Genomic DNA, 17,056 nt, shown 5'->3' with positions numbered 1-17,056 from the left:
AAGGCTTGGCGTGCCTTCACGGACGCCGCCGCTGCATGAATGCGACGGCGATGATCACGAAGCCCTGCACCGCCGCGTTGAGGTACACGCTGATGATGCTGGTGAGGTTGAGGATGTTGCTGATGACCGAGAGCAGGATGGCGCCGACCACGGTGCCGCCGATGCTGCCGGCGCCGCCGCGCAGCGCGGTGCCGCCCACGATGACGGCGGCGATGGCTTCGAGCTCCCACAGCAGGCCGGTGGTGGGCGAGGCCGAACCCAGGCGCGGCACGTAGAGCAGGGTGGCGATGCCCACGCACACGCCCAGCAGGGTGTAGGTCAGCACCTTGGTGCGGTCCACGTCCACCGCGGCGTAGCGCGCCACCTGTTCGTTGGAACCGATGGCCTGCACGTAGCGGCCGTAGGCCGTGCGGTTGAGCAGCAGCGCGGCGCCGATGGCCACCAGTGCGAACACCCACACCGGGATCGGCACGCCCAGCAGGCTGCCGTAGTAGACCGGGCCGTAGGTGTCGGCGAGTGTGTCGTCCAGCGCCAGCGCGCCGCCTTCGGCGAAGTAGGTGAGGTAGGCGCGGAAGATGCCCAGCGTGCCCAGCGTGACGATGAAGGGCTCGATGCGACCGCGCGTGATGAGCAGGCCGTGCGCCAGGCCGAACAGCGCGCCGAGCAGCACCGCGGTGGCCATGCCCACCATCACCACCGCCACCGGCGACCAGCCCAGCGGCGCGATCTTGTTCATGAGCAGGATGGTCACGCCAGCGATCAGCGCGGCCATGGAGCCCACCGAGAGGTCGATGCCGCCCGAGATGATCACGAAGCACATGCCCACCGCGATGATGCCGATGAAGGCGGTGCGGGTGAGCACGTTCATGGCGTTGTCCAGCGTGGCGAACTCGCCGTTGAGCAGGGTGCCCGCGATGCACAGCAGCGCCAGGCCCAGCAGCGGGCCGAACGCGGGCAGGCGCAGCGCGCGGCCGGACCCGCTGGGCGGGGTGCTCGTCCGGGGGAGGTCAGTGCGTTCCGGTGGCATGGGCGATCAGCTCCTGTTCGTTCAGTTGTGCGGCCGTCAGCGTGGCCTGCAGGCGGCCCGCGCGCATCACCGCGACGCGGTGGCACAGGCCGATGAGTTCCATGAGTTCGGACGAGATCACCACCACGGCCCGGCCCTCGTCGGCGAGGCGGCGGATGAGCGCATAGATCTCGCGCTTGGCGCCGATGTCCACGCCGCGCGTGGGCTCGTCGAGCACCACCACGCGCGGCCCGGGGTGCAGCACCTTGGCCAGCGCGAGCTTCTGCTGGTTGCCGCCCGAGAGCGAGCCGGCGGTCACGTCGGGCGAGCCGCAGCGGATGCCGAACTCGCGCACCGCCTGTTCCAGCGCCTGTCGCTCGCTGGCCGGGTCCAGCCAGGGTTTCGCGTGGCGTTCGAGCGCCATCAGCGTGAGGTTCTGGCGCAGCCCGAAGTGCACATGCAGCCCGCGCCCCTTGCGGTCCTCGCTGAGGTAGGTCAGGCCGGCCTCGGCCGCGGCGCGCGGCGAGCGCGGCAGCACCGTACTGCCAGCCACGGACGCCGCGCGCGCGTGGCGCTCGCGCAGGCCCAGCAGGCCCTCGAACAGCTCGGTGCGGCCCGCGCCCACCAGACCGGCGAAGCCGAACACCTCGCCCGCCCGCACCTCGAAGCTCACGTCCTGCGCCCAGCCGGGCACGCTCAGATCCTGCACCGACAGCAGCACCGGCGCGTCGGCCGGCACGGCCCGGCGCGGCGGGTAGAGGTCCTCCAGCTCGCGGCCCACCATCAGGCTGGCCATCTGTGCCCGCGTGAGCGAGGCCGTGGGCTGGCGGGCCACCAGGCGGCCGTCGCGCATCACCACGACCTCTTCGGTGATGCGTTCGACCTCGTCGAGCTTGTGTGAGATGAAGACGATGGTCACGCCGTCGGCCTGGAGCCGCGCCACCAGGTCGAACAGCCGCCCGGTCTCGCCGGGCGTCAGCGTAGCGGTGGGCTCGTCCATGATGAGCACGCGCGCCTTGCGCGAGAGCGCCTTGGCGATTTCGACCAGCTGCCGCTCGGCCACGATGAGGTCGCGCACGCGCGTGTCCGGGTCCACCTGGCCCAGGCCCACGTCGTCGAGCAGGCCGCGCGCGATGCCCCGCATCGCCGCGTCGTCGACGAACCAGCCGCGGCGCATCTCGTGGCCGAGGAACATGTTCTGCGCCACCGTGAGGTCTTCGGCGAGGTTGAACTCCTGGTGGATCAGCACGATGCCTTCGGCCTCGGCCGCGCGCGGGCCGTCGAACACCACGGCGCGGCCGTTGACCACGATCCTGCCTTCGCTGGGCGCCTCGTAGCCCGCGAGGATCTTCATGAGCGTGGACTTGCCCGCGCCGTTCTCGCCCAGCAGGCCGACGATGCGGCCGGGCTCGAACGCCAGGTCCACGCCGTGCAGCACCTGCACCGGTCCGAAGCGCTTGACGATGCCGCGCAGCTCGACGCGCACACCGGCGGTGTCGGGCGCGGCCATCAGGCCACCTCCATCCGGCGCAAGCTTTCCTGCATGGCGAGCACGCCCGCGCCGATCAGGCCGGCGCGTTCGCCCAGCGGCGTGTACTGGATCTCGAGGTGGCGCGTGGAGAGCGCCAGCGAGCGGTGGTAGACGCTCTGGCGCACGGCGGCCAGGAACAGCGGCCCCACGCGCGTGATGCCGCCGCCGATGAACACGTGCGACGGGTTGAAGAAGTTCACCACCGAGGCGAGCATCTGCCCCACATAGGCGCCCGAACGCTGGATCACCTGGTTGGCGGCCAGGTCGCCGCCGCGGCTGGCTTCGGCCACGTCCTGCAGGCGCAGGCCGCCGCGCTCGGCGATCAGGCGCGCCAGCAGCGGGCTCTGGCCGGCCTCGGCGGCTTCGGTCGCCATGCGCGCGATGGCCGGGCCGGCGGCCATCGCCTCGACGCAGCCCAAGTTGCCGCAGTGGCAGCGCGGTCCATCGGGCACCACGCAGATGTGCCCCACGTCGCCGGCCGAACCGTTGGCGCCGCGGTAGACCTGGCCGTGGCAGACCACGCCGCAGCCGATGCCGGTGCCCACCTTCACCACCAGGAAGTTCTGCAGCCCGCGCTGCATGCGCCAGAGCTCTCCGAGCGCCATCACGTTGACGTCGTTGTCGACGAACACGGGGGCGGTGAAGTCGCTGGCCAGGTCGTCCCGGATGGAATAGGTGTCCCACTGCGGCATCAGCGGCGGGTTCACGAGCTGGCCGCTGTCGAAATCCACCGGGCCGGGCAAGCCGATGCCGATGGCGATGACCTGGCGCGCCTGCAGGCCGCACTGCGTGAGCAGCTCGCGCATCAGCGCACGGATGCGCGAGAGGATGGGCACCGGGCCGTCGCGCACGTCGGCCGGCTCGCTGTGGTGGGCCATCACGGTCAGGTCGGGGCTGAGCACGCCCACCTCCAGCCCGGTGGCGCCCACGGCCACACCGATCAGTACGCCCAGGCTGCGGCTCAGGCGCAGGGTCTCGGCGCGCCGTCCGCCGGTGCCCACCTGTTCACCGGTGTGTTCCAGCAGGCCCTGTTCGAGCAGCTCGGCCACCGCGGCGTTGGCGCGGGTCTTGGAGAACGAGGACGCCGTCGCGAGCGCGTCGCGCGAGATCCCGCTGGACCAGAACACGTGGTCCAGCACGGTGCGTTCGCCGCTTTTCAGTTCTTTCCAGATCACTGGCTTGTCTCCTTCGACGCACCACCATCGCCGGGTGGCACTTGGGGAAGGATGCTAGGTGGTCAAATTAGACCCGACAAGATCAAAGTTAGACCCAAAACGGGTCAATTAAAACGGATCAATCAGGTCGTAGGCAGATCACCGGCATCAATTCACCAGATCCGGACAGCCCCCTGCCGGACCCGGACAGGCTTTCACCCACCCGCTTCCTAGACTGGGTCGCACCTGCCATCCGGTGAGCCGCGGCCCGGTGCGGGTGCTCCGAACAGCCGCGCGATGGAGACAGACACATGACGACGACCAGGATGAACACCGCGCTGGACGCGGTGCTGCAGCAGAACGTGGGCCGCCACGGCGGCTCCCCGGGGGTGGTGGCCATGGCCACCGGCCGCGAGCGCAACTTCTACGAAGGCGCGGCGGGCGTGCGCGAGCTGGGCAAGGACGGGGCCATGACCACCGACACGGTGCTCGCCCTCTTTTCCACCACCAAGGCGCTGGCCGGCGTGTGCCTGATGCAGCTGGTGGAGGAGGGCCTGGTGCGCCTGGACGACCCGGCGGGTCACTACGTGCCGGAGATCGACGAACTGCAGGTGCTGGACGGTTTCGACGCCGACGGCCAGCCCCGGACGCGCGCGCCCCGGCGGCGCATCACCCTCAACGACCTGATGCTGCACACCTCGGGCCTTGGCTACGAGTTCTTCAGCCACGACGACCTGCGGTTCCGCACGGCCCGGGGCATTCCCACCGTGGTGTCGAGCTCGCTGTCGTCGATCCGCACCGTGCTGTTGCACGACCCCGGCGCGGCATGGACCTACGGCGTGAACATGGACTGGGCGGGCCTGGTGATCGAGAACTTGCGCGGCCGGCGCCTGGGCGAGGTGATGCGCGAGCGCGTGTTCGAGCCGCTGGGCATGCAGGACATTGCCTTCACCATGAACGAATCGATGGCGCAGCGCCGCGCGACCATCCACGACCGTGCGGCGGACGGCCGGCTCACGCCGCTGCCCGATCTGGCCCTGCCCCAGCCGGCCGTGATGGACTGTGGCGGGCACGGTCTGTACGGGACGGTGGGCGAGTACATGAAGTTCATCCGCATGATGCTCAACGACGGGGCGGGGCCGCACGGCCGCGTGCTGCGGCCCGAGACGGTGGCCGCCATGTGCCAGGACGGCCTGGCCGCCATGGGCCTGTCGGCGGGTGGCTGGACCAGCTCCATTCCCTCGCTCAGCAACACGGGCGAGTTCTTCCCCGGCACCGACAAGGGCTGGGGCCACACCTTCATGCTCAACCGCGAAGCCACCCCCAGCGGCCGCCCCGCCGGGTCACCGATGTGGGCGGGGCTGGCCAACTGCTACTACTGGATTGACCGCCGCAACGGCATCGGCGGTTACTGGGGCACGCAGATCCTGCCGTTCCAGGACACGGCCTCCTACCCCGGGTTTGTGGAGTTCGAGACCGCGGTCTACCATCACCGCTGATCCGGGGCGAAGCCGCGGCAAAGGAGACACCCCCATGGACGCCATCCGCGATGTGCTGGTCCACGACGCCCACGGGCGCCCGAGCACGCGCCACCGCCTGGTGGCCTCCAGCGAGTGGGACGACATCCGCCAGTGGTCGGACCAGATCTACATGCCCTACACCGTCACCCCGCTGGGCAAGGCCCGGCGCCCGGACTCGGTGCTCGATGCGACCCGGATCGGCCACTTCACACTCAGCCGCTTCAAGTACGGCATCCCGGTGAACATCAAGGACTTCTCGCCCGAGGCCGGCACCGGCATGGTGCTGACCACGCTGCGAGGCGCGGCGCGCCACTGGAGTGCGCCGCGCGCGTTCAGCGACACGGGGGTGGGCGATGCCTTCGTGGTCGACAACTCGCGCACCCCCTACTGGGTGGACTTCGACCCCGGGCACCTGCAGGTGAACCTGACCTTCGAACACGACGCCCTGGACCGCCTGCACGAGCGCTGGTTTGGCGGCCCGGCCGACGACCGCCTGTGGCGGCGCGGCTTCCGCCTGGGCGGGGCGGGCTCGGCGTGGATCGAGTTGCTGAACTACGTCTGCCAGTGCGTCACCCACATGCCCGAGGCGGTGCAGGACGGTCCCCTGGGACGGCATCTGGAGGAGATGGTCGGTGTGCACCTGCTCACGCAGTGGCGCGCGCACCTGGACCGGCCGGTCGTGCAGAACGAGTACCGGCTGGCGCCGCGGCATGTGCTGGCCGCGGAGCGGCACATCCGAGAACACGCGCGGCATGCGCCCACGCTGGGTGAACTGGCGGCGGTGGCCGGCGTCAGCGTGCGGTCGCTGAGCCAGGCGTTCCGCGAATACCGGGGCTGCACGCCCATGGAGGCGCTGCGCGAACAGCGCCTGCAGGGCGTGCGGGCCGAGCTGCTGCTGGCCCAGCCCGGTGCCACCGTGCGGTCGGTCGCCGCCGACTGGGGATTCGCCCACTTCGGCCACTTCGCAAGGCTGTTCCGCCAGCGCTTCGGCGAACTGCCGGCCACCTCGCTGCGGCGGCACCGCATGCAGTGACCGGGCGTCGGGCCGGGCGCCAGACCCGGCAGCGGTGATCAGGCCAGGCTGTTCAGCACCTCTTCGGCCGTGGCCGGCGCGTTCATGGCCTCCGGCCGCCCGCCGGCCTGGGCCACGGCGTCGCGCAGCGCCTCGAACACGCTGATTGCCAGCATGAACGGCGGCTCGCCCACGGCCTTGCTGCCGTGCACGTTGTCCTCGCGGTTGGGTTCGGGCCAGAGGTCCACCTTGAAGTGCGCGGGGATGTCGCCCGTGGCCGGGATCTTGTAGGTGCTCGGTGCGTGGGTCTGCAGGTAGCCCTTGCCGTTCCACACCAGTTGCTCGGTGGTCAGCCAGCCCATGCCCTGCACGAAGCCGCCTTCGATCTGGCCGATGTCGATGGCCGGGTTGATGCTGCGGCCCACGTCGTGCAGGATGTCCACGGCCAGCACGCGGCTCTCGCCGGTCAGCGTGTCGATGGCGACCTCGGTCACCGCCGCGCCGTAGGCGAAGTAGTAGAAGGGCCGGCCCAGCATGGTGACCTTGTCGTAGTGGATCTTGGGCGTGCGGTAGAAGCCGTCGCTCCAGAGCTGGATGCGGTTGGCATAGGCCGCGCCCACCACCGATTCCCAGCTGCGCGTGGTCTTCTCGGTGATGACCTGTCCGTTTTCGAAGCGCACCGCGCCCGCGCCCACGCCGTCCAGCCCGGCCACGAAGGCCGCAAGGTTCTGGCGCACCTGGCGCGCGGCGAACTGGGCCGCACGGCCGTTCAGGTCGGTGCCGCTGCTGGCGGCGGTGGCGCTGGCGTTGGGCACCTTGCTGGTGTCGCTGGCGGTGCTGAGCACGCGCTCGAAGGGCACGCCCAGCTCGTCGGCCACGATGGCCGCGACCTTGGTGTTCAGGCCCTGGCCCATCTCGGTGCCGCCGTGGTTCACCTGCACGCTGCCGTCGGTGTAGACGTGCACCAGCGCGCCGGCCTGGTTGAACAGGGTGGCGGTGAAGCTGATGCCGAACTTGACCGGCGTGAGCGAGATGCCGCGTTTGATGACCGGGCTGCTCGCGTTCCACTGCGCGATCTGCTCGGCGCGCTCGCGGTAGCCGCTGGTGCGCGCCAGCTGCGTCATGAGCGGTTCGAGGATGTTGTCTTCCACCGTCATCTGGTAGTGGGTGACGTTGCGCTCGGTGATGCCGTAGAGGTTGGCCAGCCGCACGTCCAGCGCGTCGATGCCCAGGTGGCGCGCGATGTCACCCATGATGCGTTCGATGACGATCACGCCCTGCGGGCCGCCGAAGCCGCGGTAGGCGGTGTGGCTCTGGGTGTTGGTCTTGCAGCGGTAGGAGTGGATGGCGACGTCTTCGAGGAAGTAGGCGTTGTCGGCGTGGAAGATGGCGCGGTCGGCCACCGGGCCCGAGAGGTCGGCGCTGAAGCCGCAGTTGGCCAGCATGTCCAGCTCCAGCCCGCAGAGGCGGCCGCGGTCGTCGAAGCCGACGCGGTAGCTGTAGGCGAACGGGTGGCGCTTGCCGGTGACCATGAAGTCGTCGTCGCGGTCCAGGCGCAGCTTGACCGGCCGGCGCAGCTTGTTCGCGGCGATGGCGGCCCACACCGCCAGATGCCCGGCCTGCGTCTCCTTGCCGCCGAAACCACCGCCCATGCGCCGGCATTCCACCGTGACCGCGTGGTTGGACAGGCCCAGCGCGTGCGAGACCCAGTGCTGCACCTCGCCCGGGTGCTGGGTGCTGCTCCAGACCCACCACTGCTGCTGCTCCAGCGGCAGCACGTAGGCGATCTGGCCTTCGAGGTAGAAGTGTTCCTGACCGCCGACCTCGAACGCGCCGGCCAGCGTGTGCGGCGCCTTTTGCAGCGCGGCCGCCGCATCGCCGCGTGTCACGTGCACCGGCGGCAGCACATAACTTTGCCTGGCATGCGCCTGCTGCGGCGTGAGCACCGGCTCCAGCGCCTCGATGTCCCACTTCACCAGCCGGGCCGCGCGGCGCGCGGTCATCACGTCGTCGGCCACGATCAGGCCGCCGACCTGACCCAGGAACTGCACCGTGCCCTGAGCGAAGACGGGTTCGTCGTGGGCGAAGGCGGCGAGCATCTGGTCCCCCGGGATGTCGTCGGGACCGATGAAGGCATGCACGCCGGGCACGGCCAGGGCGGCGGAGGCGTCGATGCCTCGGAGCACCCCGTGCGCCACCGGCGAGCACACCGGCGCGGCGTGCAGGGTGCCGCGCACCTCGGGGATGTCGTCGATGTAGGTGGCGGCGCCGGCCACCTGGGCGCGGGCGCTTTCGTGAAAGCGCGAGACGCCGGCTGCGGTGGTGGCGGGCGTGTTGTCCACCACGAGCTTGAGATCCGGTGCGTTCATGACAGGGCCTCCAGGGTCTTGAGGCTTTCGAGGTTGATGGCCTGCTGCCCCTGGCTTTCCAGCCAGAAGCGGCGCAGCAGGTTGCCCAGCACCGTCTGGCGGTAGGCGGCGCTGGCGCGCATGTCGCTGATGGGCTGGAACTCGGCGCGCAGGGCGGCGGTGGCGGCCATCACGGTGTCCTCGTTCCAGGCCTGGCCGAGCAGGGCGGCTTCGGTCTTACGCGCGCGGGCGGGCGTGGCTGCCACGCCGCCGGCGCCGATGGAGACCTGTTGCACCACCCCGGCTTTCACCGTCATCTGGATGGCCAGACACACCGCCGAGATGTCGTCGTCGAAGCGCTTGCTGATCTTGTAGACCTTTTCCAGAGCGTGTCCGGTCGGCCGGGGTACCTTGATCCAGCACAGCAGCTCATCCGGGCGCATCACGTTCGTCCGGTAGCCGGTGTAGAGGTCTTCCAGGCGCAGTTCGCGGTGGGCGATCTCGCCGCCGGCTTTCGTCTTCTTCCAGCGCATCAGCACCACGCTGGCACCGAGCGCGATCAGCAGCGGCATGGAGTCGCCGATGGGCGAGCCATTGGCCACGTTGCCGCCCAGGGTGCCCGAGTTGCGCACCGGCAGGCCGGCGAAGCGCTGGCTGAATGTCAGCAGGTGCGGGCGCTCCTTGACCAGCGCGGCAAAGGCGTCGGTCAGGGTGACGGCCGCGCCGATGGCGATGTGGTGCGGGTAGGTTTCCACACGCTGCAGCTCGCGCGCGGCGGTCACGTCCAGCACCTGCGGGAAGCGCTTGTGCATCTTGGTGACCCACAGCCCCACGTCGGTGGTGCCGGCCACTACCTGGGCCTGCGGGTGCGCGGCGCGGGCCTGCAGCAGGCCGGACAGCGTGGCTGGGCGCAGGTAGGGCGTGTCCGCCGCCGGCTTCTTTTTCTTCAGTTCACGCAGAGCGGCCACCGTGGCCGCCTCGTCCACCGTGCAGCCGGCGGGCAGGGGCAGGGCGCCCATCTGCTGCGCCGCGTCCAGGATGGGCCGGTAGCCGGTGCAGCGGCAGAGGTTGCCCGATAGGTCGGCCTGCGCCTGCTCACGGTCAATGCCCTTTCCACCCCGTGTGTTCTGGTACATGCCGAACAGGCTCATCACGAAGCCCGGCGTGCAGAAGCCGCACTGGCTGCCGTGGCACTGCACCATCGCCTCCTGGGCGGGGTGCAGCTCGCCCGATGGCGATGCGATGTCTTCGGCCGTGTACACCGCCATGCCATCCACCGAGTGCGCCAGCCGGATGCAGCTGTTGATGGCCTTGTAGGTGAGCCGGCCGTCAACGGCCTCGCCCAGCACCACGGTGCAGGCGCCGCAGTCGCCCTCGCCACAGCCTTCTTTGGTGGCGCACAGGTGCAGGTCTTCGCGCAGCAGGTCCAGCAGGGTGCGGTCGGGCGCCACATCGTGGACCGTCACGGCTTCGCCGCGGCGCAGGAATCTCAGGGTTTGCCCGGGTTTTTTTGCATTCATGCGGCTCAGCATAGCGCCGGGGGCCGTGGCACAACATATGCTCAGGCGTATGGCGAGAATGCCGGAACCTCCATCCGCGCGCATGAGCTCCGGGTATGAAATACGTCTCCATGTTCGACAAGATTGACCTGCACCTGATCCGCGTGCTGCACACCGTCCTCACGGAACGCAGCGTGTCGCGGGCAGCCCTGCGGCTGGGCATGTACCAGCCGGCGGTCAGCGCCGCGCTCAAGCGCCTGCGCGAACTGGCGGGGGATCCTCTTCTGGTGCGTTCGGGCGCCAGCATGGTGCCCACGGTGGCTGGGTTGCGCATGATCGAACCGGCGGCCGAGATCCTGCGCAGCGCGGAAATGCTGTTCTCCGACGCCCGCGCCTTCGACCCGGCCACTGCGCGCCAGACCTTCAGCCTGGCCGCCAGCGACTACCTGGACCCGCTGTTCCTGCCGCAGCTGGTGACGCAGGTCAAGACCACGGCCCCGAACTGCGGCATCGACATCCACCCGCTGTCGGCCGACGCCGATTACCGCGCCCACCTGGCCCAGGGCCACTACGACGTGGTCATCGGCAACTGGCCCAAGCCGCCGCAGGAACTGCACCTGGGCCGGCTGTTCGGCGACGAGGTGGTCTGCCTGGTGGCCAACCACCACCCGGCCGTGCGCCGCGGCTGGGACATCGAGGCCTGGCTGGCGGCCGAACACATCGCGCCCACGCCCACCCACCCCGGTGCCCGGGGCTTCATCGACGAACACCTGGCCAGCCAGGGCCTGGTGCGCAACGTCACCGCGCGCTGCCCGCACTTTGGCCTGATCCCGGCCATGGTGGCGGGCACCCTGCTGGTGCTGACCACCGGTCGCCAGTACGCCGAGCGCTACGTTGGCGCGCTGCCGGTCCAGGTGCTGCCGTGCCCGGTGGAGTTCCCGCGAATGATGTATTACCAGCTCTGGCACGAGCGCACCCACGCCTCCAGCGCGGGCCGCTGGCTGCGCGAGCAGATCAAGACCGTGGCGGCCTCGCTGCGGCGCGCCGACCCCGAGGCCGCCGCGGCCTGACCCCACCCACAAACGAGAAGGAGATCGCCTTGACGACCCCCCGACTGCAGCTGACCGGCATCACCAAGCGCTACCCCGGCGTGGTGGCCAACAGCAATGTGTCGCTTTCTGTCGCCCCCGGCGAGGTGCACGCCGTGCTGGGCGAAAACGGTGCCGGCAAATCCACGCTGATGAAGATCATCTACGGCTCGGTCAAGCCCGACGAGGGCTCGGTGATGTTCAACGGCAAGCCGGTGCACATCCGCAACCCGCAGGAAGCGCGGGCGCTGGGCATCAGCATGGTGTTCCAGCACTTCAGCCTGTTCGACACCATCACCGTGGCCGAGAACGTCTGGCTGGGTCTGGACAAGTCGCTCACGCTCAACGAGGTGACGGCCAGCATCGACGCCACCGCGGCCGAATACGGGCTGGACATCGACCCCAAGCGCCCCGTGCACACGCTGTCAGTGGGCGAGATGCAGCGGGTCGAGATCATCCGTGCGCTGCTGACCAGCCCGCAGTTGCTGATCCTGGACGAGCCGACCTCGGTGCTGACGCCGCAAGCAGTGGAAAAGCTCTTCGTGGTGCTCAAGAAGCTGGCGTCCGAAGGCTGCTCCATCCTCTACATCAGCCACAAGCTGCACGAGATCCGCGAGCTCTGCACCGCCTGCACCGTGCTGCGCGGCGGCCAGGTCACCGGTGTGTGCAACCCGCAGAACGAAAGCAACGCCTCGCTCTCGCGCCTGATGATCGGCTCCGAGCCGCCGGCGCTGGAAGCCCGTGCGCTCAACGCCGGTGCCGATGTGCTGCAGGTGCGCGACCTGACGCTGGCCAGCGACGACCCGTTCGGCACCCACCTGCACCAGATCGCGCTGACGGTGCGGGCCGGTGAGGTGGTGGGCATCGCGGGCGTGTCGGGCAACGGCCAGGGCGAGCTGCTCCAAGCGCTCTCGGGCGAAGACAGGCGCGCACCGGCCGGCAGCATCCGCGTGCTGGGGCAGGACGCCTCGCGCCTCCCGCCGGGCCGTCGGCGGGCGCTGGGCCTGCACTTCGTGCCCGAAGAACGCCTGGGCCGTGGCGCGGTGCCCACGCTGTCGCTGGCGCAGAACCTGCTGCTCTCGCGCCGCGACGCCGTGGGCGCAGGCGGCTGGCTCAAGCTGGGCGCGCTCAAGGCGCAGGCCGAGGACATCATCGCCCGCTACAAGGTCAAGGCCAACGGGCCGGGCGCGGCGGCCAAGTCGCTCTCGGGCGGCAACCTGCAGAAGTTCATCGTCGGCCGCGAGATCGAGGCCAGGCCGAAACTGCTCATCGTCAGCCAGCCCACCTGGGGCGTGGACGTGGGCGCTTCGGCGCAGATCCGCGGCGAGATCCTCCGGCTGCGCGACGCCGGTTGCGCGGTGCTGGTGGTCAGCGAGGAGCTGGACGAACTGTTCGAGATCAGCGACCGCCTGCACGTGATCGCCAAGGGGCGCCTGTCGCCCAGCATCGACCGCGCCGACGCGACGGTCGAGCGCATCGGCGAATGGATGTCGGGCCTGTGGGACGACGCCGCACACCACTACAACAAGAACGAGGAGTCTGCCCATGCTGCGGCTTGAAGTCCGTCCCCAGCCCTCGGCGCGCTGGGGCTATGCCTCGCCGCTGCTGGCGCTGGCCATCACCGTGGTCATCGGTGTGATCCTGTTCGTCGCCCTGGGCAAGGACCCGGTGCGCGGGCTGCAGGTGTTCTTCTGGGAGCCGGTCAAGAGCACCTACGCGCTGTCCGAGCTGATGGTCAAGGCCACGCCGCTGCTGATCATCGCGCTCGGGCTGGCCGTGTGTTTCCGCTCCAATGTCTGGAACATCGGCGCCGAGGGCCAGTACCTGATCGGCGCCATCTTCGCGGCTGGCGTGGCGCTGACCGCCGACAAGACCACCGGCGGCTGGATCGTGCCGGCCATCATCGTGGCGGGCATCGTCGGCGGCATGTTGTGGGCCGGCATCACAGCGCTGCTGCGCGACCGCTTCAACGCGAACGAGATCCTGGTCAGCCTGATGCTGGTCTATGTGGCCATACAAGTGCTCAACTACCTGGTCTATGGCCCCTGGAAAGACCCCATGGGCTACAACTTCCCGCAGACCAAGACCTTCGAGTCGGTCACGCAGATCCCCAAGCTCATGCAGGGCTCGCGGGTGAACGTGGGCCTGCTGCTGGCGCTCGCCGGTGTGGCGGCGGTCTGGGTGTTCCTGTTCCGCACCTACTCGGGCTTTGCCCAGCAGGTGGGCGGTCTGGCGCCGGCGGCGGCGCGCTACGCGGGCTTCTCCTCGCGCAAGGCACTGTGGATCGCGCTGCTCACCTCCGGTGGCATGGCCGGGCTGGCGGGGGCGCTGGAGGTGGCCGGTCCCATCGGCCAGCTCACGCCCTATGTGCCGGCGGGATACGGTTTCGCGGCCATCATCGTGGCCTTCGTCGGCCGCCTGCACCCGGTGGGCATCGTGTTCTCGGCCATCCTGATGAGCATGTTCTACATCGGCGGGGAACTCGCGCAATCGCGCCTGGGCCTGCCCAAGTCCATCACCGGCGTGTTCCAGGGCCTGCTGCTGTTCGCGCTGCTGGCCTGCGACACGTTGATTGCCTACCGCGTCGTGTGGAAGAAATAAGGAGTCGCTGACATGGAATCCACCGCACTCCTCATCGCCGCCTCGCTCAATGCCGGCACCGTGCTGGCCATCGCCTCGCTGGGCCTGCTGATCAACGAGAAGGCCGGCATCGTCAACCTGGGGGCCGAAGGCATGATGCTCTGCGCCGCCCTGGCGGGCTTTGCCACCGTGGTGCACACCGGCAGCACGGTGGCCGGCTTCGCCGCCGGCATGGCGGCGGGCGCGTTGCTGGCGGCCATCTTTGGCGGGCTGGTGATCTGGCTCAACACCAACCAGTACGCCACCGGGCTCGCGCTGTCGCTGTTCGGGGCCGGCTTCTCGGCCTTCGCCGGCACGTCCTACGTGCAGGAAAAGCTGCCCGAGCAATCGACCTTCGCGATCCCGCTGCTGGCCGACATCCCCTTTGTCGGCAACGCGCTGTTCAGGCACCACCCCATGGTCTACGTCTGCGTGGGCCTGGTGTTCGGGCTGATCTGGTTCCTGTTCCGCACGCGCGCCGGTCTGGTGCTGCGCAGCGTGGGCGAGAGCCCGGAATCGGCGCACGCGCTGGGCTACCCGGTGCGGCGCATCCGCCTGCTGGCCGTGATGGCCGGCGGCGCGCTGTGCGGTCTGGCCGGCGCCTACGTGTCGACCGTCTACACCCCGCTGTGGGTGGAGGGCATGATCGCCGGCAAGGGCTGGATCGCGCTGGCCCTGACCACCTTTGCCACCTGGCGCCCGGCACGCGTGTTGCTTGGGGCCTACCTGTTCGGTGGCGTGACCATGCTGCAGTTCCACCTGCAGGGCATGGGCGTCAATGTGCCGAGCCAGTTCCTGACCATGATGCCCTACCTCGCCACCATCGTCGTGCTGGTCCTGATCTCGCGCAACCCGACCTGGATCCGCGTCAACATGCCGGCCTCGATCGGCAAGCCGTTCTACCCGGGCTCCTGAGCTGGTGCCGGTTCATAATCATTCACTGTTCGTTTCATTTCACTCCCAACCCACCAAGAGGTTTCCATGACCGACCTGAACAAGCGTTCCCTGATCAAGCTGGCGGCCCTGACGGCTGTGGCCAGCGCGGCCCTGATCGGCTGCGGCAAGAAGGAAGAGGCGGCCGCGCCGGCGGCTGCGCCCGCACCGGCCCCGGCCGCCGCGGAGGCACCCAAGGCCGAGCCGCTGAAGGTCGCCTTCGCCTACGTCGGTCCCGTCGGTGACGGCGGCTGGACCTTCGCCCACGACAACGGCCGCAAGGCCCTCGAAGCCGAGTTCGGCGACAAGATCGTGACCAGCTTCGTCGAGAACGTGCCCGAGAGCGCCGACGCCGAGCGCGTGATCCGCGACCTGGCCAGCCAGGGCAACAAGCTGATCTTCGGCACCACTTTCGGCTACATGGAGCCCATGCTCAAGGTCGCACCCGACTTCAAGGACGTGAAGTTCGAGCACGCCACCGGCTACAAGACGGCCGAGAACCTGCGCACCTACGACAGCCGCACCTACGAAGGCGCCTACATGGCGGGTGTGATCGCCGGTTCCATGACCAAGTCCAATACCCTGGGCGTCGTGGCCTCGATCCCAATTCCCGAGGTGATCCGCAACATCAACAGCTTCACCCTGGGCGCGCAGTCGGTGAACCCCAAGGTCAAGACCAAGGTGGTCTGGGTGAACGGCTGGTTCGATCCGCCGAAGGAAACCGAAGCAGCCACCTCGCTGATCAACGGTGGCGCCGACGTGCTGATGCAGAACACCGACTCGTCGGCCGTGCTGCAGACCGCCGAGAAGATGGGCAAGCGCGCCTTCGGCTGGGACTCCGACATGACCGCCTACGGTCCCAAGGCCCACCTGGGTTCGGCCGTCATCAACTGGGGGCCGTACTACATCAAGTCCGTCAAGGACGCGCTGGAAGGCACCTGGGCCACCGGTGGCGTGTGGTGGGGCCACAAGGAAGGCGCGATCGACATGGTCTCCATCGCCGAAGACGTGCCGGCCGAAACCAAGGCCAAGATCGACACCATCAAGGCGGGCCTGAAGGACGGCTCCTTCTCCATCTGGAAGGGCCCGATCCTGGGTCAGGACGGCAAGGAGGTGCTGGCCAAGGACGCTGTGGCCGACGATGCTTTCCTCGGTGGCATCAAGTTCTACGTCAAGGGCGTCGAGGGGAAGCTCCCGAACTGAGTTCGGAACTTTGCTGACAGCCCGAACAAAGGCCGCCTTCGGGCGGCCTTTTCTGTTTCAAGGAACCACATGATCGAAAGACAACTCTGGCACCCGGTCATCGCCGGTATCCATCTGCGCGATGCACCGCAGTCGGTCTCGCTGCTGGGGCAGGACGTCGTCCTGTGGCGCGAGCACGGCCACGAGGGACAGCACGGCGTGGTGCACGCCTGGGCCGACCGCTGCCCGCACCGGGGTGCGAAGCTGTCGCTGGGGCGGGTGCTCACCCACCTGCACGGCGCGCGGCTGGAGTGCCCCTACCACGGCTGGCAGTTCGCGGGCGACGGCGCCGCGTCGCAGGGCTACCACGGTGCGCCGGTGTCCGTTGGGCGCTGCGTGCATGTGCCGGCGGCCCCGGCCTTCGAGCCTCCCGCCGCGCACTGCGCCCAGGTGTTCGAGGCGCAGGAACGCCATGGTCTGGTGTGGGTGCGGCTGGAGCGGCCCGACCTGTCGCAGCTCCCAGCCCCCCTGTCGTTTCCGCCTGCGTTCGAGCCCTGGGACGATCCGCTGTGGCGGCAGGTGGTCTGCGGGCCCTACGCGGTGGAGACCAGCGCACCGCGGCTGGTGGAAAACTTCCTGGACCTGAGCCACTTCGGCTTTGTGCACGAAGGCTGGCTGGGCGCACGCAACCACGCGCAGGTGGACACCGGCCGGGTGGAAGAGGGCGCCGACGGTGTGCATGCGCGCGAATGCAAGGCCTGGCAGCCCAAGGGCTACGCGGGCGCGGAAGAGGGCGGCTGGGTGGCCTATCGCTACGAGGTGCCACACCCCTTCGCGGCCATCCTGCGCAAGGACGCGGCCGAGGGCGATCCGGTGAGCAATGCCATCGCCCTGTTCATCCGCCCCGACGGGCCGGAAGCCTGCACCGCCTGGTTCGCCATGACCACGCTGGGTGACCTGAGCGACGATGAAGAGCTGCGCGCCTTCCAGGACGCGGTGTTCGCTCAGGACAAGCCCATCGTCGAATCGCAGCAGCCCCGGCGCCTGCCCATCGGCAAGGACGGCGCCATCCCCGAAGTGCATGGCCCCGCCGACCGCATGTCCAGCGCCTACCGCCGTTATCTGGCCCGCACCGGCGTCTCGCTGGGTGTGTGCTGACCGAAA

At 69.3% G+C, this 17,056-nt stretch carries 13 protein-coding genes; 8 read left to right on the top strand and 5 right to left on the bottom strand.

Translation table 11 applies throughout. From position 1 onward, the window contains the following. Positions 1-16: 16 nt before the first annotated feature. From DD542_RS01150 to DD542_RS01140, 3 genes are read right to left on the bottom strand one after another with little or no spacing between them, the layout of a single operon-like run. Positions 17-1,027 carry an ABC transporter permease gene (locus DD542_RS01150; protein WP_127803180.1) on the bottom strand — a complete coding sequence of 337 codons (1,011 nt, stop codon included), beginning with the start codon at positions 1,025-1,027 and terminating at the stop codon, positions 17-19. Further along, positions 1,008-2,516 (bottom strand): sugar ABC transporter ATP-binding protein, encoded by a 1,509-nt coding sequence (locus DD542_RS01145; protein ID WP_127803178.1) that lies wholly within the window; start codon positions 2,514-2,516, stop codon positions 1,008-1,010. Before DD542_RS01145 ends, DD542_RS01150 begins: the two co-directional genes overlap by 20 nt. Continuing rightward, positions 2,516-3,712, bottom strand: a complete 1,197-nt coding sequence (locus DD542_RS01140) for an ROK family protein (RefSeq protein ID WP_206610749.1) — start codon at positions 3,710-3,712, stop codon at positions 2,516-2,518. The genes DD542_RS01145 and DD542_RS01140 overlap by 1 nt, the downstream gene beginning before the upstream one ends. Before the next feature lie 290 nt (positions 3,713-4,002). Between DD542_RS01140 and DD542_RS01135 the strand changes: the two genes are divergently transcribed. Together DD542_RS01135 and DD542_RS01130 are read left to right on the top strand one after the other, a co-directional pair. Next, a complete protein-coding gene (locus DD542_RS01135) occupies positions 4,003-5,190 on the top strand; it encodes a serine hydrolase domain-containing protein (protein WP_127803176.1) in 1,188 nt (395 codons plus the stop codon). 34 nt (positions 5,191-5,224) lie between these two features. Continuing rightward, entirely contained in the window at positions 5,225-6,244 is a 1,020-nt protein-coding gene (locus tag DD542_RS01130; protein WP_127803174.1) for a helix-turn-helix transcriptional regulator, read from the top strand. 38 nt (positions 6,245-6,282) lie between these two features. On the opposite strand, the gene xdhB is transcribed toward DD542_RS01130, so the two are convergent. Both xdhB and xdhA read right to left on the bottom strand, forming a co-directional pair. Next, positions 6,283-8,592, bottom strand: a complete 2,310-nt coding sequence (gene xdhB / locus DD542_RS01125; protein WP_127803172.1) for a xanthine dehydrogenase molybdopterin binding subunit — start codon at positions 8,590-8,592, stop codon at positions 6,283-6,285. Then, on the bottom strand, positions 8,589-10,091 hold the full coding sequence (gene xdhA / locus DD542_RS01120) for a xanthine dehydrogenase small subunit (protein ID WP_127803170.1): 1,503 nt from the start codon (positions 10,089-10,091) through the stop codon (positions 8,589-8,591). Before xdhA ends, xdhB begins: the two co-directional genes overlap by 4 nt. 95 nt (positions 10,092-10,186) lie before the next feature. Here xdhA and DD542_RS01115 point away from each other — a divergent pair, with 95 nt between their 5' ends. The 6 genes from DD542_RS01115 (at position 10,187) to DD542_RS01090 (ending at position 17,050) form a co-directional block, all read left to right on the top strand. Next, entirely contained in the window at positions 10,187-11,140 is a 954-nt protein-coding gene (locus tag DD542_RS01115; protein ID WP_127803168.1) for a LysR family transcriptional regulator, read from the top strand. 29 nt (positions 11,141-11,169) lie between these two features. Beyond that, positions 11,170-12,717 (top strand): ABC transporter ATP-binding protein, encoded by a 1,548-nt coding sequence (locus DD542_RS01110; protein ID WP_206610748.1) that lies wholly within the window; start codon positions 11,170-11,172, stop codon positions 12,715-12,717. Further along, positions 12,704-13,759 (top strand): ABC transporter permease, encoded by a 1,056-nt coding sequence (locus DD542_RS01105; RefSeq protein WP_066156378.1) that lies wholly within the window; start codon positions 12,704-12,706, stop codon positions 13,757-13,759. The genes DD542_RS01110 and DD542_RS01105 overlap by 14 nt, the downstream gene beginning before the upstream one ends. 12 nt (positions 13,760-13,771) lie before the next feature. Next, positions 13,772-14,692, top strand: coding sequence for an ABC transporter permease (locus tag DD542_RS01100; RefSeq protein ID WP_127803166.1), 921 nt, complete (start codon positions 13,772-13,774; stop codon positions 14,690-14,692). 66 nt (positions 14,693-14,758) lie between these two features. After that, entirely contained in the window at positions 14,759-15,913 is a 1,155-nt protein-coding gene (locus DD542_RS01095) for a BMP family ABC transporter substrate-binding protein (RefSeq protein WP_127803164.1), read from the top strand. Between the two features lie 69 nt (positions 15,914-15,982). Then, entirely contained in the window at positions 15,983-17,050 is a 1,068-nt protein-coding gene (locus DD542_RS01090; RefSeq protein WP_127803162.1) for an aromatic ring-hydroxylating dioxygenase subunit alpha, read from the top strand. The last annotated feature ends 6 nt before the right edge of the window (positions 17,051-17,056 follow it).

It is taken from the genome of Hydrogenophaga sp. NH-16 (genome assembly GCF_004006415.1).
Lineage (GTDB): Bacteria > Pseudomonadota > Gammaproteobacteria > Burkholderiales > Burkholderiaceae_C > Hydrogenophaga > Hydrogenophaga pseudoflava.
This window is presented reverse-complemented; position numbering and strand designations above follow the sequence as displayed.